Raw genomic sequence first — 23,842 nt, forward strand, 5'->3', positions numbered from 1 at the left:
CTTTTTTAGATTTTAAAAAGATGCCTTTTTTGGAGGGTTTTTTAAATTGCTAATCCATTGAAATAAATGAAGTTATTAATGCAATTTTTACCTTCCACTTAATATTAAAATACAGATTTATGAATACTTACAAGGATTACATCAATGAGATTGAGGCTCGTAAAGAGCAAGGTTTACACCCTAAACCAATTGATGGAGCTGAATTATTAAATGAAGTTATTGCTCAAATTAAAGACGAAAGTAACGAGCATAGAAAAGCTTCACTAGATTTTTTCATTTATAATGTACTACCGGGTACAACAAGTGCAGCTGTTGTTAAAGCTCAATTTTTAAAAGAAATAATTCTTGGTGAATCTGTGGTTGAAGAGATTTCTTCATCTTTTGCATTTGAATTGTTATCTCATATGAAGGGTGGTCCTTCAATAAAAGTATTATTAGATTTAGCATTGGGTACTGATGCTTCTATTGCAGTAGAAGCAGCTAAAGTATTAAAAACACAAGTATTTTTATACGAAGCAGATACAGAGCGTTTGGAAGAGGCAATGAAAGCAGGAAATGCTATTGCTAAAGAAATTATTGAGAGTTATGCTCAAGCTGAATTTTTTACGAAGCTTCCGGAAATAGATGAAGAAATTGAAATTGTAACATACATTGCCGGAGTTGGTGATATTTCTACAGATTTATTATCTCCAGGTGCTGATGCACACTCAAGATCAGATCGTGAATTACACGGTCAATCTATTTTTGAGCACAACAAAGATATGCAGAAAGAAGTGTTGGCTTTAAAAGAGCAACATCCAGATAAGCGTATTATGTTAGTGGCTGAGAAAGGAACGATGGGTGTTGGTTCTTCTCGTATGTCTGGAGTAAATAACGTAGCACTTTGGACAGGTATTTCTTCTAGTCCTTATGTACCTTTTATAAACATTGCTCCAGTAATCGCAGGTACAAATGGTATTGCTCCAATTTTCTTAACAACGGTTGGTGTAACTGGTGGTATTGGAATTGACCTAAAAAACTGGGTAACCAAGAAGGATGCAGATGGTAAAACTATTGTTGATGCAGAAGGAGAACCAGTTTTAGATCAAGTATATTCTGTTGAGACTGGTACTGTATTAACTATTAACACAAAAACGAAAAAATTATACCACGGAGACGTGGAATTAAAAGATATTTCTGCAGCATTAACTCCTCAAAAAATGGAGTTTATTAAAGCTGGTGGATCATACGCAGTGGTATTTGGTAAAAAATTACAAACCTTTGCTTGTAAAGCTTTAGGAATAGATATTCCTCAAGTATATGCTACTTCAAAAGAAATTTCTGTTGAAGGACAAGGATTGACTGCTGTTGAGAAAATTTTTAATAAAAATGCGGTTGGAACTACACCAGGTAAAACATTACACGCAGGTTCAAATGTTCGTGTAGAGGTGAATATTGTAGGGTCTCAAGATACTACAGGTCTAATGACTTCACAAGAACTAGAAATGATGGCTGCAACGGTAATTTCTCCAATTGTTGATGGTGCTTACCAATCAGGTTGTCATACTGCTTCTGTTTGGGATGATAAATCAAAAGCAAACATTCCGAGATTGATGAAGTTTATGAATGACTTTGGTTTAATTACGGCACGTGATCCTAAAGGTGAATACCACGCCATGACTGATGTTATTCACAAAGTGCTGAATGACATTGCTGTTGATGATTGGGATATTATTATTGGTGGAGATTCTCATACACGTATGTCTAAAGGTGTTGCGTTTGGAGCCGATTCAGGTACAGTGGCATTAGCTTTAGCTACTGGTGAAGCTACAATGCCAATTCCAGAGTCTGTAAAAGTGACATTTAAAGGTGAAATGAAAAACTTCATGGATTTCCGTGATGTTGTGCATGCTACGCAACAACAAATGTTAAAACAATTTGGTGGAGAAAATGTATTCCAAGGTAGAATTATTGAAGTGCATATTGGCACCTTAACATCTGATCAAGCCTTTACTTTTACTGACTGGACCGCTGAAATGAAAGCAAAAGCTTCTATATGTATTTCTGAAGATGAGACGTTGGTTGAATCATTGGAAATAGCAAAAGACCGTATCCAAATCATGATTGAGAAAGGTATGGATAACGAGAAGCAAGTGTTAAAAGGATTAGTTGAAAAAGCAGATAAGCGTATCTCAGAAATTAAAACAGGTTCAAAACCAACTTTAAGACCTGATAAAAACGCTAATTACTATGCTGAAGTAGTGATTGACTTAGATGAAATTGCTGAGCCAATGATTGCAGATCCAGATGTAAATAATGAAGACCCTTCTAGAAGATATACTCACGATACAATTCGTCCATTATCGTTCTACGGAGGTACAAAGCAAGTGGATTTAGGATTTGTAGGTTCTTGTATGGTTCACAAAGGAGATATGCAAATATTAGCCCAAATGCTTAAGAATATAGAAGCTCAAAATGGTAAAGTAGAATTTAAAGCTCCATTAGTAGTTGCTCCTCCTACATATAATATTGTAGATGAATTAAAGGCAGAAGGTGATTGGGATGTGTTAGAAAAATATTCAGGATTTGTATTTGATGATAATGCACCGAAAGGAGAGGCACGTACAAAATATGACAATATGTTATATTTAGAAAGACCAGGTTGTAACTTATGTATGGGTAACCAAGAAAAAGCAGAACCAGGAGATACAGTGATGGCGACATCAACACGTTTATTCCAAGGTAGAGTTGTAAAAGATGCTGGAGAGAAAAAAGGAGAGTCTTTACTTTCATCAACTCCAGTAGTTGTATTGTCTACTATTTTAGGACGAACTCCAACAATGAAAGAATATGAAGCAGCTGTAGATGGAATTGTGTTAACAAGATTCAAGCCTTCAAAAAAGGAGTTGGTATTTTAACGATATCTGATATAAAAATTAAAAGCTCGAGATTCTTCTCGGGCTTTTTTGTTTTTAGTATTCTTCAAAAATGGAGTAAAATAAGTTTTTGCGACAATGGTATAAGTTAACTCTATATGAATCATGAAAATACGGTTGCTTTTATTCGTATCTTAGTGGATATAAAAAACTAAAACAAAAAGATATGGCTTTTGATATAGAAATGATTAGAGCTGTGTATGCAAGAATGGTTTCTAGCGTTGACGCAGCAAGAGAAGTTGTAGGAAGACCTTTAACACTTTCTGAAAAGATATTGTACAATCATCTATGGGGTGGTAAACCAACAAAGGCATTCGATCGAGGAAAGGATTATGTTGATTTTGCACCCGATAGAATTGCGTGTCAAGATGCAACTGCACAAATGGCATTATTGCAATTCATGCAGGCAGGTAAGCAAAAAGTTGCAGTGCCAACAACAGTGCATTGTGATCACTTAATTCAAGCCAAGGAAGGTGCTGCAATAGATTTAAAGCATGCCAATGATGTTAGTAGTGAGGTGTTTAATTTTTTAGAATCGGTTTCTAATAAATACGGAATTGGATTTTGGAAACCGGGAGCAGGTATTATACATCAAGTTGTTTTAGAGAATTATGCGTTTCCTGGTGGTATGATGATCGGTACAGATTCACATACAGTAAATGCTGGTGGATTAGGTATGGTTGCTGTTGGAGTAGGTGGTGCAGATGCGGTTGACGTTATGGCAGGAATGGCTTGGGAATTAAAATTTCCAAAACTAATTGGAGTGCGATTAACTGGTAAGTTATCTGGTTGGACCGCCCCAAAGGATGTTATATTAAAGGTAGCAGAAATTCTAACTGTAAAAGGAGGTACTGGCGCCATTGTAGAATATTTTGGTCCTGGTGCAACAGCTATGTCTTGCACCGGAAAAGGAACAATTTGTAATATGGGTGCAGAAATAGGTGCAACCACATCAACTTTTGGTTATGATGACTCTATGGAGCGCTATTTACGTTCTACCGATAGAGCAGATGTTGCAGATGCGGCAAATGAAATAAGGTCTTATTTAACTGCAGATTCAGAAGTTTATGAAAATCCAGAAAATTACTTTGATCAAGTAATCGATATTAATCTTTCTGAATTAGGACCTCTATTAAATGGGCCTTTTACTCCAGATTTATCTACTGACGTAGGTGTAGATATGACCAAAAAGGCTACAGATAACGATTGGCCTTTAGAAGTAGAATGGGGCTTAATTGGGTCTTGTACCAATTCATCATATGAAGATTTATCTAGAGCAGCCTCGATTGCGCAGCAAGCTTTAGATAAAGGCTTAAAAACAAAGGCAGAATTTGGTATCAATCCTGGTTCTGAACAAGTGCGTTATACAGCAGAACGTGATGGTATTTTGCAAGTGTTTGAAAATTTAGATGCCACTATTTTTACAAATGCATGCGGCCCGTGTATTGGTCAATGGGCTCGATACAGCGATCCGAAGAATGCGCCTAAAAATAGTATTGTGCACTCATTTAATAGAAACTTTGCGAAGCGTGCAGATGGTAATCCAAATACCCATGCATTTGTAGCTTCGCCAGAATTAACAGCGGCTATAGCTATTGCCGGTAGATTGGATTTCAATCCATTAAAAGATACGTTGACAAATGAAAATGGAGAGGAAGTTATGTTAGATGAACCAACTGGCTGGGAGTTACCACCAAAAGGGTTTGAAGTTAAAGATAACGGTTACCTAGAGCCACTAGAAGATGGTAGTGGGGTGAATGTTGTTGTAAAAGATGATTCTCAACGATTACAATTATTAACACCGTTTGTGCCATTAGGAACAGATATTAAAGGAGCCAAATTATTGATAAAAGCTTTTGGTAAATGTACTACTGATCACATTTCTATGGCTGGACCATGGTTGCGCTATAGAGGACATTTAGATAATATTGCTAACAATACGCTTATAGGAGCAGTTAATGCCTTTAATAAAAAGACAAATTTTGTAAAAAATCAGTTGACCGGGAATTACGGTGGAGTACCAGATGTTCAGCGGGTTTACAAAGAAGCAGGAGTTAAAACCATTGTAGTTGGAGATCACAATTACGGAGAAGGTTCTTCTAGAGAACACGCTGCCATGCAACCTCGTCATTTAGGAGTTGCTGCTGTAATTGTTAAATCGTTTGCACGAATTCATGAAACAAATCTTAAAAAACAAGGTATGTTGGGTTTAACTTTTGCCAATGAAAATGATTATGACCTAATTGAAGAAAATGATACATTTAATTTTTTAGATTTAAATGAATTTTCTCCAGGTAAGCAATTAAGTTTAGAAATTGTACATGATGACGGAAGTAAAAATGTTATAAAATTGAATCATACCTATAATGACTCGCAAATAGAGTGGTTTAAGGAAGGTTCTGCTTTGAATTTAATAAAAAAACAAAACGTGTAAACACATTGTTTATATCCGTTTGAAAACTCACAATTTTTTGATTGTGAGTTTTTTTTATTTCTTTCGACCAAAATAGTGACTAAAGCACAAAATTATTTTATGAAAAACATTTGGTATCTTGAATGTGTAAATCTCTTCAATATATTGTGTCCGCATAAATTCAAGAAATATAAGGATACACATGATTTCAATACATATAATAAATCTGATTACGTTTATTTTGCTGAAGATGCGGCCCAAAAGATGTATTTAATTAATGAGGGCAAAGTGAAATTAGGTTATTATACCGAAGATGGGGAAGAAGTGGTTAAAGCAATTCTTTCCAAAGGTGAAGTTTTTGGAGAAAAAGCTGTTTTGGGTGAAGAAACTAGAAATGAGTTTGCACAATCTATAGACAATGAAACTTCTTTGTGTCCTATGGATGCAGAAACACTTCAAGATTTAATTAGAGATAATAAAGAATTTGCGTTGAGCTTTTATAAGTTCATCAATTTTAGATTTAGAAAGTTAGAGCGTAGGTTACAACTTCTTTTATTTAAAGACTCTAAAACTAGATTACAAGAGTTTTTATTCGAACTATGTGAAGACTTTGGTTACGACTGTCCAGAAACCGGTTATAAAGTTATTATGCATCCCTATACTCAAAAAGATATAGCTTCTTTAATAGGTACTTCTCGACCTACTTTAAATTTGATTATGAACGAATTAAAGGAAGAAGGTTTCTTAAATTTTAATAGAAAAAAGATAGAATTGATCAAAATTTAAGGCAAATGTTAGCTATCTAACATTTTATGTTCTAAGAGCACAATAGATTTGTCAGTATTAATTAAAACATTAGTATGATGAAAAAATTTGTTCTTATGGCCTTTGTTGCCTTTAGTTTTATTGTAATCTCTTGCGACGATGACGATGATGATAATAACTTAGACACCTTAACGCTTAATCTTACAGGTCTTGAAGATCTAGGAGCAGATTATGTGTATGAAGGTTGGATAATTGTTAATGGTGCTCCTGTAAGCACAGGTACTTTTAGTAGTACTACTTTTCCGCAATCTTTTGTAATTGACGAAAATATGTTAGAAAGTGCTACCACTTTTGTATTAACCATTGAGCCAGCTGTGGACCCGGATCCTGCTCCTGCCGACACTAAATATTTAGTAGGTGATTTTAATGGAGACAATGCAAATGTAACAACAGCAATTGTTGGAGATTTTAGTAATTCTATGGGTACTTATATACTTGCCACCCCAACAGATAATGACAATACCAATGAAGCAAGTGGAGTATGGTGGTTAGACAACTCTTCTGGTAGCCCAGTAGCTGGTCTTGACCTTCCTACATTACCTGATGGATGGATGTATGAAGGATGGGCTGTTATAAATGGCATGCCTGTAAGTACAGGAACTTTTACCGCTGTAGATGCTACAGATGCTAACGATATGTTTAGTGGGCCAGTGCCATTACCAATGCCGAACCCAAATGGCTTCTTTCCTGGTGAAGACTTTCTTATAAATGCACCAGCAGGTTTAACATTCCCTACAGATTTATCTGGTGGCACAGCTGTAATATCTATTGAGCCTTATCCAGATAATAGTGCAGCGCCATTTACCCTTAAACCATTAGTTGGTGTAATTCCAGCCAATGCAAATGTTCACAGTCCATATGATATGATGCAAAACTTAGGCAGCTTACCTAGTGGTACTGTAACGAGATAACCCCACTGATTCATAAATTTTTGCGTTAAGATAGAAAAGCACAGCATTGCTGTGCTTTTCTTTTTATGTAAGTATCTTTGTTTGTGCCGAACTAAGCATGAAATTATTATAAATGAAAATCACAAAATCACAACGATCTAATATAATTTTCTTAGGAGTTTTAGCATTAATATTTTTAACTCCATTGAGGGGTGTGATTCAGGAGTATATGTCAAAATTGAGAGGTGCGGTTTCATCTGTTTCTATTGTTGAAAATGGAGAGTTTATAAACGAAGCTTCATGGCAATTAAGAGGTTTAAATACAGCTAATGTAAATCTAAAAGATCTAAAGGGGGAGGTTGTTTTTATTAATTTTTGGGCTACTTGGTGTCCACCTTGTAGAGCAGAAATGCCCAGTATTCAAAAACTTTATAATTCATATGAAGACAAAGTATCCTTTATAATGGTTTCTAATGAAGAGGCCACTCCAATAGAATTGTATATGCAAAATGAGAACTTTAATTTCCCATCGTTTGTTCAACAATCAATTACTCCAGACATTTTTCCAGTGTCAAGTATTCCCACAACATATATAGTAAATAAAGAAGGGCAGATTGTAGCGCATGAAGTTGGGCCATTAAATTGGAATTCAAAAGGAGTCCATGAATTATTAGATGAATTACTACAATAAAAAAATCCTGAGCAACTTACGGGTTGCTACAGGATTTTGCTACTAACTATAATATGTTTTTTAATGACTATAGTGTCTTTTTTCAGTCCATCTAATGCGTTTACTTTCTCTAAAGTTGGTAAATACAGCAAACTTTCTGGCCTCTGTTGGTGTGTCTAACTGCATGGTTTTCATAGCTGTAAAATTTAAAGTTATTTATTATAAAGACGCTGTGGAAAATAGAATGTAACAGTCTGATAATCAGATTAACTAATTTTTAACAAGAATAGTGGGGGTATAAATAATTAGCAGATTTCGTCGATGGCTTCTAGAAGGATTTCACAACCTTTTTTAATTTCATCCGAAGAAATAGTTAAGGGAGGTGTAATTCTAATAGCGCTTGATTCAAACAATAACCAAAATAATAAAAGCCCTTTTTCTAAACACTTGAGGATAATTGCAGAAGCTTTGTCGGAACTATCAACTATAGCCGCTAACATTAATCCTTTACCTCTTATTTCTTTTATTTCTGGATGCTTTAAAAGTGATTTGATTAAAAGTTCTTTTTCTAATGTTTCTTGCATCAAATTACTATCTACAATAGTGTTAACTGTTGCTAATCCCGCAGCGGCAATAACTGGATGACCACCAAATGTGGTAATATGCCCAAGTTTAGGAAATTGCTTTAAAGAAGCCATAATATCATAAGAACTAATAAACGCTCCAATTGGCATACCTCCTCCTAATCCTTTACCAGTAATGACAATATCAGGAGTACAATTGTAATTTTCAAATCCAAAGAAAGTTCCGGTTCTACCAATGCCAGTTTGAATTTCATCTAAAATTAAAAGAGCACCAACCTCTTTACATCGTTGAGCTACTTTTTCTAAATAATTATTTTGAGGTTCAATAAATCCTGCGCCACCTTGAATAGTTTCTAGAATAACTCCTGCAGTCTCAGTAGTAATTTTATTTAATTGCGATAAATCATTAAAATCTATAAAAGAAACCCCCGGAATCAATGGTCTGTAAGCTCTATTTTGTTCTTCAGCTCCGCAAACACTCATTGCACCTTGTGTATTACCATGGTAGGCGTATTTTGCGGCAATAATTTGATGTCTTCCCGTAAAACGCTTTGCTAATTTTAAGGCCCCTTCTGTGGCTTCTGTTCCAGAATTGGTAAAGTATACCGTTTCAAAATTATTTGGTAATAACTCAATTAATTTTTTAGCAAGTTGTAGCGCAGGCTCTTGAACAAATTCGCCATACACCATAACGTGCATATATCGTTCCACCTGAGTATTAATAGCATGAATTACCTTTGGATGGCCATGACCTAGGCTATTTGCAGATACACCAGCAATAAAATCTAAATAGGCTTTATTATTTGAATCATAAACGTAAGAACCCTTTGCTTTAGAAATCTCTATTCCGAGTGGGTGAGGAGTGGTTTGTGCTTGATATTTAAGAAAATCACTCTTCATTTCTTGCTTTTTCTTTCTTGCGCTTTTCTTTGGACGGAGTTTTATTGTTGGAAGATTGTTTTGCTTTAGGATTTAACTCTTTATTTAGTGCTCCTGCTTGTGCTAAACTGTCCTGTTGTTTTTGTAATAATTCCGCAGCTTTTCTTCGTTCTTCGGCTTCCTCTGCTTCTTTAGCTGCTTGTATTCTTGCTTCGCGCTCTTCAATTAAAGCCAATCTGCGCATTTCTGCATCTCCTGGATCTACTATAAAAATAGCTTCTTTGGTCATTGGGCGCTCAGCAATTCGCCATTCTAATCCTTTTAATTTTCGATCGTTTACATGCAATTCTTCTTCAGGATAAGTCTTTCCTTCTGGTTGCACTAAAAACGATATAGTTTCTAATTTAGAGTCATTAAGTGTTACATAAATATTGCTACATCTAACTTTTGAGATTCCTAACAACTCATTTTCCTCATTTCTAACATAATGAATTACTTGACCGTTACCTTGAACATCTACTATTTTTAAATCATTCTCTATAAACTTACCAAAAATATCGCGTCCTTTTGTTTGATTAAAGCCAATTGAATCTTCTTGAACCATAAAGGCGTTACCTAATACTTTAAGTGAATCTAATTGACTTGTTTCTTTATTTGACAAAAAGTGGATTACATCACCAGTAATTTGACTCTCATTAGACCACAATACAGGTTTTCTAAACATTTTTGTAACACCAGAAACTTCGTAACTAGACAAAGAATCACATTTACCTTGTAAATCACTTTTAAATATTTTTACATGATGATATGCACGAATAAGACGTTCTTCTGGCTTGCCTGTTACCATTAGGGTATCCCCATGAATGTATAAAGAGTCTTGCTCCATTAAAGAAATGACTTGAGCACGATCTATTACAAATGCCGAATCTTTTAATTTAAATACTTCGGCATAGCCACCTTTTAAAGTACTGTCGTTAATTGTATCTGTAATTTTTATATTGCCTGTAGCAGAAGAAAAACTAGTGACTCCATTGTGAAACAAACTATCACCTTCAATTAGACGATCATCGTACTGTATCCAAGAATTTTTAGTTAGATGTGAGATTTTATTCTTTGTGTCTGAATACCCTTTCTCTGTATAAACTACACTAGTTTCACTGGTAATGGTTGATGGACCATAGACATAAGCTTGTGCAGAATTTGTAAAATAATCTAAGTAATTAGACTCGAGCACATGATCTGGATTGGTTACAACTACTTTAGATTTTGCTTGAAATTTCTTATTCTCTAAAAAGTAATTACCTATTTTACTTTTTAAAACATTGATAGAATCCTTAATAGTACCATGCTCTTTGTAAAATAAATGCTGATTGGCTCTATCAAAAAATAATCGCTCCGTATTAAGGGTCATACTGGGGTCTTTTAGAAGCACATTTTCCCAAGCACGTGCCATTTGGGTCTCGCCATTGTAATCAGCAAATTTAGAGGTTAGAATTACCGTATCACCTTGGTTCATAATAACTTTTCCTAAAGCTTTGAGGTAATTCTTTTTAAAATATATTTCAGCTTTATCACATTTTATGGTAGCACCATTAATCTCTATAACCACATTTCCATAGGCTATTGTTGCTTCTGGATTCTCTTCACTTTGCTGCGTTACATCATAATTCAAAATATTAATTTTACTCTTATTTTGACTAAATCCGATACTGCAAATGGTTAATAAGATTACTAAAAATAAATGTTTCATCTAGCTTTTTGCTTGGTTCACAAAACTAATTATTTTAATGAGTTTATAATAGAATTATTGTGCTTTCTTAAAGAATTATAGAAAGTTAATAATCAAAAAAAAAACACCGCTTAGTAGCGGTGTTTTGATTTATCTTAAAATTGTTTGTTTTCTATCTGGGCCAACAGAGACAATTGTAACAGGAACTTGGACTTCTTTTTCGATAAAAGCAATATAGTCCAATAAGTTCTGCGGAAATTGACTAGCATCTGTCATTTCGGTTAAATCTTCCTCCCAACCTTTAAACTCTGTGTAATTAGGAGTTACATTTTCTGGTTCAATGTCAAACGGTAAATGAGAAATTTCTTTACCTCGGTAGTTATATGATGTACAAACTTTTAAAGTATCAAATCCCGAAAGAACATCTCCTTTCATCATATTTAATTGTGTAACACCATTTACTTGTACAGCATATTTTAAGGCCACTAAATCTAACCATCCACATCTACGAGGTCTTCCTGTTGTAGCCCCAAATTCATGACCTACTTTAGCCATAGTAGCCCCATCTTCGTCAAATAATTCAGTCGGGAAAGGCCCAGAACCAACACGAGTTGTATACGCTTTAAAAATACCTATTACTTCACCTATCTTATTTGGTGCAACACCCAAACCAGTGCAAGCACCAGCAGCTGTAGTATTAGATGAAGTTACGAATGGATATGTTCCAAAATCAATATCTAATAATGAACCTTGCGCACCTTCTGCTAAGATAGATTTACCAACTTTCATAGCTCGGTTTAAATATTCTTCACTATCAATAAATGTCAACTCTTTTAAAGCTTCAATAGCAACTTTAAATTCTGAATGAAGTGCTTTTAAATCATAGTCTAAATCTACTCCATAAAAATCCAACATTTTAATATGCTTAGAAGTTAAGCTGTCAAATTTTTCTTCCCAATTATCCATCTCTAAGTCTCCAACGCGTAAACCATTTCTACCTGTTTTATCCATATAAGTGGGGCCAATACCTTTTAAAGTAGAGCCAATTTTAGCTTTTCCTTTTGAGGCTTCTGATGCCGCATCTAATAATCTATGCGTTGGTAAAATTAAATGTGCTTTTCGAGAGATTAAAAGTTTTGATTTGAAATCAATATCAAATTTATCTAGATTGTCTAATTCTTTCTTAAAGATTACAGGATCAATAACAACCCCGTTGCCAACAACATTCATTGCAGATTTGTGAAAGATCCCAGAAGGTATTGTATGCAAAACATGTTTATGTCCATCAAATATTAATGTGTGTCCTGCATTAGGACCACCTTGAAATCGCGCAATAATATCGTATTGAGAGGTTAATACATCGACAATTTTTCCTTTGCCTTCATCTCCCCATTGCAAGCCTAGTAATAAATTTACAGCCATTTTTAGTGTGATTATTTAGTTGTCAGATTTCTTTGTCCCATAGAAGTACAAAGAATGTGAGTGAATGTTAATATTGAAAGTTTCTTCAATCGTCTTTTTAATAATTTGAATTCTAGGATCGCAAAACTCCATAACTTCACCAGAATCAGTTAGTATTACATGATCGTGTTGCTTGTCGAAATACGATTTTTCGTAGTGAGCTTGATTTTGACCAAATTGATGCTTACGCACCAAACCACATTCTAATAATAATTCAATCGTATTGTAAAGAGTTGCTCTAGAAACACGATAGTTTTTATTTTTCATGCTTATGTAAAGCGACTCAATATCAAAGTGGTCATTTTCGTCATAGATTTCTTGAAGAATAGCAAATCTTTCAGGAGTTTTTCGATGCTTATTTGTCTCTAAATACTTAACGAAAACCTCTTTTACAATGGCTTGATGATCTTGTTGTTCGCTCATTTAAATGGTCTTAAAAATCAAACGACAAATTTAGGGTATTTTTTTAGATGAATTTGTGCTAAATGTCAATTTTTACAAAAGAATAATTATTGCTTATAAATTCGTTCAACTTTTTCTATACCTTCAATTTTCTTAATATTTTTTATTAATAATTGTAATTGTTTATTGTTTTTAATGCCTATGCTCATACTTCCATGGAATACACCTTCATTGCCACTAATGTTTAAACTTTTAATATTTACATGCATGTTATTAGAAATAACTCTGGTTAATTGGTTTACCAATCCAAATTGATCGGAACCACTCACTTTTAAAAATACGGTAAATTCTTGCTGTGTTGAATCAATCCATTTCGCCGTTAATATTCGGTAGGCATAATTTGCTTGTAATGAAACGGCATTCGGACAATCCTGTCTGTGAAGTTTAATTCCTTCATTGATAGTTAAAAATCCGAATACACTATCTCCAGGTATTGGGTTACAACATTTTGCTAATTTATAATCTAATTGCTCTTCATCTGGTCCAAATACGAGCATATCATACTTCTCATTAACCTCATCCTTTACTATTTCTGTATCTACTGAAGTTGATTTGCTGTAGCGCTTTTTAAAGAAATTCAAAAAAGAATTTGAGCGTTGAGAAGCAAACTCTTTTAATTGACTATTTTCAATTGTGCCATTTCCAACTCTAAAAAACAAATCAAAGCTTGTTTTTAATTTTAGGAAATTGGTTAAATCATTTATAGTATTTTCGTTATACGAAAGTTTTAAAGAACGCAATTTACGAGCTAAAATCTCTTTACCTTCATTCGCGATTTCTTTATTTTCTTCTCTAAGTGCAGCTTTAATTCTAGCTCTAGCCCGAGCGGTAACAACAAAATCTAGCCAACGTATATTGGGCTTTTGATTTGGTGAAGTAATAATATCTACCTGATCTCCACTCTTTAATTCATGACTAATAGGTCGGAGTTTACCGTTAATTTTAGCACCTCTACAATGCATACCTATTTCTGTATGAATATTGAATGCAAAATCTAAGGCAGAGGCTCCTTTCGGAATTGCTCTTAAATCGCCCTTTGGAGTAAAGACAAAAATTTTTTCTGTATATAAATTGAGTTTGAAATTTTCAACAAAATCTACAGCATTACCCTCTGGGTTTTCAAGTGTGTCTTTCAATCTATTTAACCAAACATCAAGACCACTTTCTTTTTCTTGTGCATTTTTGTACTTGTAATGAGCAGCGTATCCTTTTTCTGCTATTTCATCCATACGTTCTGAACGAATCTGAACTTCAACCCATCTACCTTTTGGCCCCATAACAGTAATGTGAAGTGACTCATATCCAGTTGATTTCGGTTGTGTAATCCAATCTCTAAGTCGAGTAGGGTTGGGTTGAAAGTGATCTGTAACTATCGAATAAATTTTCCAAGCATCAAATTTTTCGCGTTCAATTTCACTTTTATAGATAATACGAATTGCAAACTTATCATAGATCTCGTTATAGGTAACATTTTGCACTTTCATTTTTCTACGCATAGAAAAAATAGACTTACTTCTACCTTTAATTTTATATTTAAAGCCTTCTTTATTTAAAGATGTTTTAATCACTTTAGCAAACTCCTTAATGTAAAGTTCCTGCTCTTCTTTGCTTTCTTCTATTTTATCAGCAATATCGCTATATACTTCGGGTTCTGTATATTTTAGACCTAAATCTTCCAACTCAGTTTTAATGTTATATAAACCCAAACGGTGAGCTAAAGGAGCATAGATATATAAGGTTTCTGATGCAATTTTTAATTGTTTATGCGGTGGCATTGCATCCATCGTTTGCATATTGTGCAGTCGATCTGCAACCTTAATTAGAATCACACGAACATCATCGTGTAATGTAAGAATCATTTTTCTGAAATTCTCAGCCTGAATCGACGCGTCTTGTTCTTTACTTAATCTTGAAATTTTGGTGAGTCCATTAACAATACGTGCTATGGTTTCTCCAAACTCACCTTCAATATCTTCTAGGGTGTAATGTGTGTCTTCTACAACATCGTGAAGTAATGCGGCTATAATAGAAGTTGTACCCAAACCAATTTCATAGGCTACAATTTTTGCAACAGCAATGGGATGGTAAATATAGGGTTCTCCAGTTTTTCTGCGCTGACTACTATGTGCCTCCAAGGCTAATTCAAATGCGCGACGTATATCTCGTTTATCTTGCGCAGTTAAATTTTGGTAAGTTCCCTTTAAAAGGTCTTTATATCTATTGGCTATCTCCTTATTTTCTTCTTCAATACTTACATCGTAAGCCATAATCCAAATTTTAAACTTAAATAAAAGTATTAAAAAAATAATTTATATATAATATTTCTTGATTAAATTAGACTCAAAAAAATAAATTCTATGAAAACAATTTTACTAATTCTCAGCTTATTTTTCACATCTTCTTTATTGACAGCTCAAACGCAATATACTTTTTCTTCTTCTGGTTCTGATGATAGTGCAGAAGTTGGATATAAATCTATAGTTTCAAATCCTGTAGGAGCCAATATTATAGTAACAAATAATATGGATGCAGATATTCCTCCACATTTAAAACAAACAGGAAATATAACTGGTGTTGATATGGTATTTACTATAAAGGGTGATGGTCTAAATACAGATTTTTTTGATTTAGATAATATGGAATGGCGTTTTTTTAATGCCGGAACTTATGATTTACAAACCGATACTTCAATTGAATTTAAAGATTTTGATGGTAATACTATCGATTTATGGACCTTGAATACTAATTTTACAATGACCGGGAATTCTGTTTATTATAATATTACCGATATCTTTGGGAAAACGGAAGGCGTATTAGGTGTTTCAGAGATGATTGTTACAATTGATATGGGTTCGGTTAACACTGCGGGAATGCAAATAGAATCTATTACCTTAAATAATAACAATGTTCTTAGTGTTACTGAAGAAAAGTCAAGTATTGATTTTAAAATGTATCCAAACCCGTCAAATGGAAAATTCAATATTGATTTTAAAGAATTCCATAAAGAAATTAAACTTGAAGTTATAAATTCAATGGGTCAATTAGTTTTTAGACAATTCGAATTGAATACTGATAGAATTCAAACTAATATAAATTCCAAATTAGATGGATTGTTTTATATAAGAGTTAATGCAGATGATAAAGAAATTGTTTATCCTATGATTTTAAATTCAAATTTCTAATTCGTTGTACCAGAGTAGGATGCGAATAATGAAAAAATACAAAGGCCTTATGAGGTGTTAAGTTACTCAAACTATTTTTAGATAATTTCTTGAGCGAACTTATTAATGGCGTTGCTGAAAAGAATTTTTTCGCATAATTATCTGCTTGATATTCAAATTTTCTAGAAATACTATTCATAATCAGACCTGTAATTTCTGATATTGGACTGTACAAAATAGCAAATGCAACCAAACCTATATGAAAGCTAGATTCTTGAACCCCTAGCGCCTCAGATAAAAGAATATTACCTACTAATAAAGACAAGATATAGAGTGTAAAACCTGTTAATAGGATGGAAGCAATCAAATTAAAAATGGTATGTCTGTGCTTGTAGTGACCAATTTCATGTGCTAATACAGCAACTATTTCATCAGTATCTAAATCGTTAATTAGGGTGTCGTATAGTACAATTCGCTTTGTAGCGCCAAAACCGGTAAAATAAGCATTTGCTTTGGTAGATCTTTTAGAACCATCTATAACGTATATATTGTCTAATTTAAAGCCAACTAGTTGCGCAAAGTTTTCAATAGCGGTTTTTAATTCACCTTCTTCGAGCGGAGTTTGTTTATTGAATAAAGGTACAATTAGGGATGAATAAAACATATTCATAAATACCGTAAATGCTGTTACTAAAGCCCAAGCATATAACCAGAAGTAAACCCCTGTAAATTCATAAAACCAGGTAATTAAAGCTAATACTAAACCTCCTACAACAATTAACATTGTCAAACCTTTAATCTTATCTATCCAAAATAATTTCTTTGTCGATTTATTAAATCCAAATTTTTCTTCAATAACAAAGGTTTTGTAGTATGAGAAAGGAGTAGATAAAATATCACTACCAATACTCAAAACTCCAAAGAATATTAATGTTGTTAGAATGGTATTATCTGAAAATCCTAAAGCAAAATCATTTACAATTTTAAATCCGTCTAAAAAGAAAAAAGCCAAGGTTATCAATAAAGAAAAACTTGAAGAAATCAATGAAAATGAAAAATTCGTTTTTTTGTATGATTGAGACTTTTGGTAAGCTTCTGAATCGTAAACATCATTTACTTCTCTGGGCAATTCGTCGCTGAAATGTTTAGCATTTAGGATGCTTAGAATTTTTTCAAATAAAAAATTAATAACAATAATTGCAATCAAAATATAAAATAGGGTAGTAGCAGTCATTTTTTTAATAATACTATTTAAAATTACGTTGTCTTTTTGCTTCGTAAATTAGGATACCAGCAGCTACAGAAACATTCATGGAATCTATACTGCCAAGCATTGGAATTATAATATTTTTATCTGATTGAGATAGCCAAGTATCTGAAAGTCCGGTTGCCTCTGTTCCAACAACAATTGCTGTGGATTGCGTATAATCTTGCTCAGTATAGTTTATTGCACTTTCCGATAGCACTGCAGAGAAAATGGATATTCTATGAGATTTCAAGAAATCAATTATCGCATTGGTGCTTCCTGTAATTATATTATTCGTAAAAACACAACCCACACTAGATCGAATGATATTAGGGTTGTATAAATCTGTTTTTGAATTTGCAATAAATATGGCATCAACATTAGCAGCGTCAGCAGTTCTCATAAGTGCTCCAATGTTACCAGGTTTTTCAGTAGCTTCTGCCACAAGAATTAATGGGTTTTTACAATTGAGATTAAATTGGTCAATAGCGTGATTTTTACATCTTACAATGGCAATTACTCCTTCTGTAGAATTTCTGTAAGCAATCTTTTTAAAAATTTCATGAGAAATCTCGATACATTTCTCAATCTCTATAGCTAATTCATTAATCAAGTTAGTTGAAGTAATTGAAGTATCTATTAGCAATTGCTCAATTTTGTAATTACCAGAAATGGCTAAGCTCAATTCTCTTTGACCTTCGATAATAAATCTATTCTGTTTTTTTCGGTTTCTAGATTTTTCTTGAAGGCCGATAACCTCTTTAATTAAAGGGTTTTTTACGCTTGAAATGGTTTTTAGCATTTGGCAAAGGTACTGTTTTTACATCCATTTTATAACATGTGAACTGCTTAAAAAATTCTTAATATACATCAATACGTTTTTATTTCTCAAAAAGATTTTGTAAATTACTTCTCTAATAAACGACATATGTTGCGTATGAAGTAAGATTACTTTAAAAAACATTTTGGGAAATGTTATGAAATTAAATAGTACTAACTATTTACAAAACAAATTACTCAACTTACATTTTGTTTTGATTAAAAGAATTAATAGTACTAAAAAAAGCCTCCAATTTTGGAGGCTTTTTGAAATTATTCTTGTTCTTCTTGATATTTATCCATATACCTTTGATATAGCTCGGTTTGGTGAGATTTTAAACTCAGTTCTCTACCCTGAATAAAAGCCTTTTCTAAAATGTTAGTTCGCATGTCTAAGGCATCGCCTTGTGAAATGATAAGAGTTGCTTGTTTACCAACCTCCAAGGTCCCAACTTTATCGTCTACTCCAAGAATCTTGGCTGCATTAGAAGTAATCATTTTTAAAGATTCTTCTTTATCCATTCCGTAAGCAGCATAGGTACCTGCATAGAAGGGTAAATTTCGTGCATTCATGCGTTCCATTTGCCCTTCAATTCCAATTGCAACAGTTACTCCACTTTTTACTAACATTGCAGCATGCTTATAAGGTTGGTGTACATCTTCATCAAAATGAGATGGTAAACGATGTGCTCTGTCAATAATAACTGGTATACTCTTCGCTACTAATACATTTGAGATTTTATGTGCTTCAACTGCATGCACTAGTACAATATTCTTAATTCCGATTTCTTCGCTAAATTTAATAGCATCTAACATTTCACGTTCTCCACTTGCATGAATGTAAAATGTTTTAGTACCATCAAACAAGCCAGCAGTAGCTTCATATGGTAAATTTCTTGGAGATTGAGCACCTGCTAAGTATGTCTGAGCTTCAGTTAAATATGATTTTAATTGATCTAGGTTTTTAGCATAATTTTTCTCAGCCATTGGCCCTGGTTTTTCTCCCACCCATGGTCTACCATTTCTAACTGCAAGTGGCCAATTAATGTGAATGCCATCATCTACTCGAATAGCGGCATCCTCCCAATTCCATGCGTCAAATTGAACAATAGAAGAAGTGCCTGAAATTACACCTCCTCTAGGCGTAATCTGTCCCATTAAAACACCATTCGGTCTTAGTGATTCTGTTACTTTCGATTCTGCATTGTAGGCAATTAAACTTCTAATATGAGGTAAGTAAGACCCAACTTCATCGGTATCATTTGTAGCTCTTACCGCATCAATTTCTGCCAATCCATTTGTGGTATTGGCTGCAATAAATCCAGGGTATACATGATATCCTTCATAAGTTAAGACCTGGTCATAAGAACCTGTTTGCCTACCGTTTTTACCAACAAAATTTAAAATTCCATTTTCAAATCCAATAGCTGCATTTTCAATAACTTGTCCGTTACCTAGGTGTGCTACAACTCCTTGAATTAATATTGAACTCTCTTGTTTTGCTCCAGGAGTTTGTTGTGCTAAAATTGTACTACCCACAAAAAGAAGTACAAAACTCATTACATAATTTAATGTTTTCATGTGAAGTAAAATTTAAAGGTTTTCTAAGCTATCACAGTGAAAATGAATTTTCTTTTTCTCAACCACCGGTTGCACTTTCATTCCCTTGTTTTTAGCTTCAATCATCATGTTAATTAATTGGTTTCTTTCAGCGTTTACTTCTTTTACCATAGTGTCATTGGTATCAATGTCAAAATAAGTAACGCCCTCAATAAGTGTCTTTTCTGCTTTTGAGTAGATAGACATCGGGTGGTCGCTCCATAAAACTAAATCGGCATCTTTTCCAACTTTAATACTACCTGTCCGGTCATCTATATGTAATAGTTTAGCTGGGTTAAGAGTTACAAATTTCCATGCATCCTCCTCTGAAACGCCTCCGTATTTGACTGCTTTCGCAGCTTCTTGATTCAATCTTCTACTCATTTCAGCATCGTCTGAATTAAACGCAACCGTAACACCTTGAGAATGCATTATCGCACCATTATAAGGTATCGCATCATTCACTTCGTATTTATAAGCCCACCAATCTGAGAATGTTGAACCACCAACACCATGTTCTTTCATTTTATCAGCCACTTTATATCCTTCTAAAATATGAGTGAATGTATTAATGTTGAAATCGAATTGTTCTGCAACCTTCATAAGCATATTTATTTCTGATTGTACATAAGAGTGACAAGAAATAAAACGCTCTTTGTTTAAAATTTCTGACAAGGCTTCTAACTCTGCATCTTTACGATAGGGATTACCACTTTTCTTTAAATCATCATATTCTTTAGCTCTCTGGAAGTAGTCTATATAAACCTGTTCTACACCCATACGTGTTTGTGGAAATCTTATACGATTAAAATCGCCCCAATTGGATTGTTTTACATTTTCACCTAAAGCAAATTTTATAAATTTTGGACTGTTTTCATATACCAAACCATCTGGAGTTTCCCCCCATTTTAATTTAATAATCGCAGATCTACCACCAATTGGATTTGCAGAACCATGTAAAATTTGAATGGTTGTAACACCTCCTGCTAGATTTCTATAAATATTAATATCATCAGCATCTAGTACATCTTCAATAGTAACTTCTGCAGTAGAATTATGACCTGCTTCGTTAATGGATGTTGCAGCAATATGAGAATGCTCATCAATAATACCAGAAGTTAAATGTTTTCCAGTACCATCTATAACTGTTGCTTTGCCAGCTTTTAAATTTTGACCGATTTTCGAAATTTTACCATCCTTAATTAACACATCGGTATTTTCTAAAACTCCATCTGCTTCATTTGTCCAAACCGTTACATTTTTAAATAAAATACTCTCTGATGTCGGTTTTTTCTTATATCCATATGCAACATTAGGGTAGGTGGCATTCATAATAACAGGAGAAGCATCCTTTTTATCTTCATTTTTCTTCTCTTCTTTTTTAGAACTTTCTTTCTTTAAAGCAGACCATGTTGTGGTAGAACCATTTCTTAAAGTACCATTGCCAGTTAGTGTATTGCTTTTAGATGTTTGAGCAGAAAGTCTTACGAATTCTGTCTTATTCGCATCTCCTTCAGCAAAGAAGATATGTACCCAACCATTTTTTAAACTCATTTTAGAGTTTACTTTAGTGCTATCTAATTTTATAGAGCTTTTAGGTTTTGCTATTTCTCCTGAAATAGAAAGATCGTAAGATTTTCCATTTACGTTCAATGTATATTCGCCTCTTATATCTTTTATATTCATATCAGTAACAACATGCTTGGCACCTTGCACCCAATTTTCGTATAAAATTGTTTTCTTATTAAAAATTTCATCCGAAGTAATTAAGAAGTTCGCATAACTACCATTTTTAATAATACCTAACTCCGATGATTTTCCTAACATTTTGGCAGGAACTGTTGTTAATGCAGCTAAAGCAATCTCTTTATCTAAACCATATTCAATAGCTTTTAGAAGATTAGTTTTCATTTCTTTTGCTGTTTTTAAATCGGCTGAAGTAATAGCAAATGTTATATTATTTTCAGCTAAAATTGCCAAATTTCTCGGAGCTTGGTTCCATTGTCTCATTGCGCCTAAACTAAGTTTTGATGCTTGATAAGGGTCTGAAACATCGTAAGCTGCAGGAAAGTCCAAAGGAATTATATACTGAAATCCACTTTTAGAAATGGCGTCTATATTTTCGTATTCAAATCCATTTCCTTTGATGATATAATTTAGATCATATTCACTTGCAATTTTTGCAGCGCGCAATTCATTGTCTAGATTACTTGCATCAAAAACAATAGGTAAGTTTTTATTTTTATTTAAAGCTTCAAGTGCTAAATCTTTAGTTTTAGAATTGCCACCGGAATACCATTTGGCATCATCATATGTCTGACGTATGAGTGCCATAGCTCCCATTGTAGAAGTAGGATACGATTGTCTAGAAGTTACAGACTTACTAAAAGATAAATGTTGAGTAGCATCTGTAGTTAAAATATTGGTTGCAGAATTACCTCTGGTATTTAATGTTACAACCATACCTGTACCTCGCATTATTCCGTCTTTTTGATGGGTGCTAACAGCTCCAAATCCAGCATTTACTAATTCATTTGCTTTTTTTGAATCAAACTTATAAGCTTCAAATGCTCGTTGATCTGGTATGATATGATCATTCCAATAATAGCCGTCTCGACCTGCATCATATTGAGGAGAATTAGATCTTGTAGCTCTTTCGGCTTTTTTAATTCCAAAATTACTGAACATATCAATGAATGAAGCATAAATATGTTTACCTTCAATATTTATTACAGTTGCATTTTTGGGAATTACTACATTACCAACACTTACAATTTTCTCTCCCTTGATGAGTAGGGTGCCATTTTTAATAGTTTCTGTAGGTGAAACATGAATGGTAGCATTTGTAAATGCAGTGTAGTTCTCATTCGTATGTTTTACACTCGTATTTGTAGGAAAATATTCCTGAGCTATAAGTTGAATTATTGCAAAGAACAACAGACAACTGAGCCATTGTTTTTTCATAAAATATTAGGTTTAATTTGTTAGGTAAATATATTTATTTATCAAACAAGGTTTGATATTGTTTTTCATAATTAATTAACATGCCCACCATTAGGCTATAGCTTTTAATACCTGCATTTTGCTTGTTTGCCTTTAAAAACTGATTGAAAATTTTCTTAAAAATAACTTCAAAGGGATTTTTGTATTTTTCCCAATGCTTTCTTGAGTCGTGCATGTTTTTGATAATTCCTTTGTTTAAAGATTTAAATGCCAGTTTATAAGCTTCTTTATCATGATGATATAAATCATTCAAAGTGTAACGCAAAGCCATATAATATGCGGAATAGTTAAAATAAGCATCAGAGTGTTTGCTAGCAGCTAGAAATCCGATAAAGTTTGCATCGTTTTCAGCAGCATAACCCAATTGATGTGCAACTTCATGACAACTGGTAGCAGGGTAATTTACTCTAGGAATTAAATAGTTAACCTGAGCTTCATTAGTAATTGGATTTAAATAACCTGAGAACCCCATGTAAGATAGAGGAAGACTCATGATAGAATTTTTTATTGCAGGATTTTTATAAGAAAAACTAGGCTCATGATTCGTTAAGTTATTATAACCAATTTGTACTTTTTCATACAATTCTTTTTTAGAATAAGGCACTGTAACTTTAACTGTATCGTTTTGAGTAATGTTGAAATGGGTTGTATTTATGGCATCAACAAGATTAAATGTTAATTCTTTTAGTTCCTTGGTTTCATACTTTAAACTTTCTAATTCTAATTGTTGATATAACGGTATCCTATAGTAATTTAATCCCCAACAAATATGAAATAGACCATAAATTAGAGATAAATAGGCGCCAATTTTTAGAAGAGATATACACTTGGTTTTAAAAACCTTGTAAATTGATTTTATCATATAATAACCAATAGTTATGTAGAAAACGTCTCCTACACTAATTGGTATTCTTCCGAGTATATTCCTAGAAAAAGAGCTAATTAAGACGTAAAATGAATTGCTGTAATATTCTTCAACAATTCCAGGGTTTGAAGACAAATATCGAACAAGGAACCATTGAATTGGAAATAAAAATAGAAGTACTAATTGGATGCGTTTATTTTTCATCAACTCAAAAATACAGATATTATTAAGAGCCAAAAAATTATTAACAGTCTCTCATTTATTTTCAACAAGCTGTGAGCAAATTTTATTAAATTTTAAAGCTCTTTTTTAATTTCTATC

At 33.3% G+C, this 23,842-nt stretch carries 16 protein-coding genes; 6 read left to right on the forward strand and 10 right to left on the reverse strand.

What is annotated here, in order from left to right:
• Positions 1 to 119 precede the first annotated feature (119 nt).
• The 5 genes from ACYQ5R_RS09180 (at position 120) to ACYQ5R_RS09200 (ending at position 7,734) form a co-directional block, all read left to right on the forward strand.
• The gene (locus ACYQ5R_RS09180; protein ID WP_460190638.1) at positions 120 to 2,897 is read left to right on the forward strand and encodes a bifunctional aconitate hydratase 2/2-methylisocitrate dehydratase; all 2,778 of its coding nucleotides are present in this window, start codon (positions 120 to 122) and stop codon (positions 2,895 to 2,897) included.
• Between the two features lie 184 nt (positions 2,898 to 3,081).
• Positions 3,082 to 5,349 carry an aconitate hydratase gene (locus ACYQ5R_RS09185; RefSeq protein WP_460190639.1) on the forward strand — a complete coding sequence of 756 codons (2,268 nt, stop codon included), beginning with the start codon at positions 3,082 to 3,084 and terminating at the stop codon, positions 5,347 to 5,349.
• 99 nt (positions 5,350 to 5,448) lie between these two features.
• Positions 5,449 to 6,114, forward strand: coding sequence for a Crp/Fnr family transcriptional regulator (locus ACYQ5R_RS09190; protein WP_460190640.1), 666 nt, complete (start codon positions 5,449 to 5,451; stop codon positions 6,112 to 6,114).
• Between the two features lie 77 nt (positions 6,115 to 6,191).
• Complete coding sequence (locus ACYQ5R_RS09195) at positions 6,192 to 7,064, forward strand: anti-sigma factor (RefSeq protein ID WP_460190641.1); 873 nt, start codon at positions 6,192 to 6,194, stop codon at positions 7,062 to 7,064.
• 112 nt (positions 7,065 to 7,176) lie between these two features.
• Positions 7,177 to 7,734 carry a TlpA family protein disulfide reductase gene (locus ACYQ5R_RS09200; RefSeq protein ID WP_460190642.1) on the forward strand — a complete coding sequence of 186 codons (558 nt, stop codon included), beginning with the start codon at positions 7,177 to 7,179 and terminating at the stop codon, positions 7,732 to 7,734.
• A gap of 284 nt (positions 7,735 to 8,018) precedes the next feature.
• On the opposite strand, the gene ACYQ5R_RS09205 is transcribed toward ACYQ5R_RS09200, so the two are convergent.
• From ACYQ5R_RS09205 to ACYQ5R_RS09225, 5 genes are all read right to left on the reverse strand, one after another.
• Positions 8,019 to 9,197: an aspartate aminotransferase family protein gene (locus ACYQ5R_RS09205; RefSeq protein ID WP_460190643.1), complete on the reverse strand. Its 1,179-nt coding sequence runs from the start codon at positions 9,195 to 9,197 to the stop codon at positions 8,019 to 8,021.
• On the reverse strand, positions 9,187 to 10,926 hold the full coding sequence (locus ACYQ5R_RS09210) for an OstA-like protein (protein ID WP_460190644.1): 1,740 nt from the start codon (positions 10,924 to 10,926) through the stop codon (positions 9,187 to 9,189). Before ACYQ5R_RS09210 ends, ACYQ5R_RS09205 begins: the two co-directional genes overlap by 11 nt.
• A 129-nt stretch (positions 10,927 to 11,055) precedes the next feature.
• A complete protein-coding gene (locus ACYQ5R_RS09215; protein ID WP_460190645.1) occupies positions 11,056 to 12,327 on the reverse strand; it encodes an adenylosuccinate synthase in 1,272 nt (423 codons plus the stop codon).
• Positions 12,328 to 12,342: 15 nt separating this feature from the next.
• Complete coding sequence (locus tag ACYQ5R_RS09220; RefSeq protein WP_460190646.1) at positions 12,343 to 12,789, reverse strand: Fur family transcriptional regulator; 447 nt, start codon at positions 12,787 to 12,789, stop codon at positions 12,343 to 12,345.
• Between the two features lie 86 nt (positions 12,790 to 12,875).
• Positions 12,876 to 15,095, reverse strand: a complete 2,220-nt coding sequence (locus ACYQ5R_RS09225) for a RelA/SpoT family protein (RefSeq protein WP_460190647.1) — start codon at positions 15,093 to 15,095, stop codon at positions 12,876 to 12,878.
• Between the two features lie 90 nt (positions 15,096 to 15,185).
• Between ACYQ5R_RS09225 and ACYQ5R_RS09230 the strand changes: the two genes are divergently transcribed.
• The gene (locus ACYQ5R_RS09230; protein ID WP_460190648.1) at positions 15,186 to 16,010 is read left to right on the forward strand and encodes a T9SS type A sorting domain-containing protein; all 825 of its coding nucleotides are present in this window, start codon (positions 15,186 to 15,188) and stop codon (positions 16,008 to 16,010) included.
• Here the strand turns inward: ACYQ5R_RS09230 and ACYQ5R_RS09235 are convergent.
• The 5 genes from ACYQ5R_RS09235 to ACYQ5R_RS09255 form a co-directional block, all read right to left on the reverse strand.
• Positions 15,985 to 17,223: a M48 family metallopeptidase gene (locus ACYQ5R_RS09235; protein ID WP_460190649.1), complete on the reverse strand. Its 1,239-nt coding sequence runs from the start codon at positions 17,221 to 17,223 to the stop codon at positions 15,985 to 15,987. The genes ACYQ5R_RS09230 and ACYQ5R_RS09235 overlap by 26 nt on opposite strands.
• Before the next feature lie 13 nt (positions 17,224 to 17,236).
• The gene (locus ACYQ5R_RS09240; protein WP_460190650.1) at positions 17,237 to 18,037 is read right to left on the reverse strand and encodes a TrmH family RNA methyltransferase; all 801 of its coding nucleotides are present in this window, start codon (positions 18,035 to 18,037) and stop codon (positions 17,237 to 17,239) included.
• A 290-nt stretch (positions 18,038 to 18,327) separates the two neighbouring features.
• On the reverse strand, positions 18,328 to 19,635 hold the full coding sequence (locus tag ACYQ5R_RS09245) for an amidohydrolase family protein (protein WP_460190651.1): 1,308 nt from the start codon (positions 19,633 to 19,635) through the stop codon (positions 18,328 to 18,330).
• A gap of 12 nt (positions 19,636 to 19,647) precedes the next feature.
• Positions 19,648 to 22,617: an amidohydrolase family protein gene (locus ACYQ5R_RS09250; RefSeq protein ID WP_460190652.1), complete on the reverse strand. Its 2,970-nt coding sequence runs from the start codon at positions 22,615 to 22,617 to the stop codon at positions 19,648 to 19,650.
• A 34-nt stretch (positions 22,618 to 22,651) separates the two neighbouring features.
• A complete protein-coding gene (locus tag ACYQ5R_RS09255) occupies positions 22,652 to 23,725 on the reverse strand; it encodes a DUF3810 domain-containing protein (RefSeq protein WP_460190653.1) in 1,074 nt (357 codons plus the stop codon).
• Between the last annotated feature and the right edge of the window lie 117 nt (positions 23,726 to 23,842).

This window comes from Urechidicola sp. KH5 (assembly GCF_054661455.1).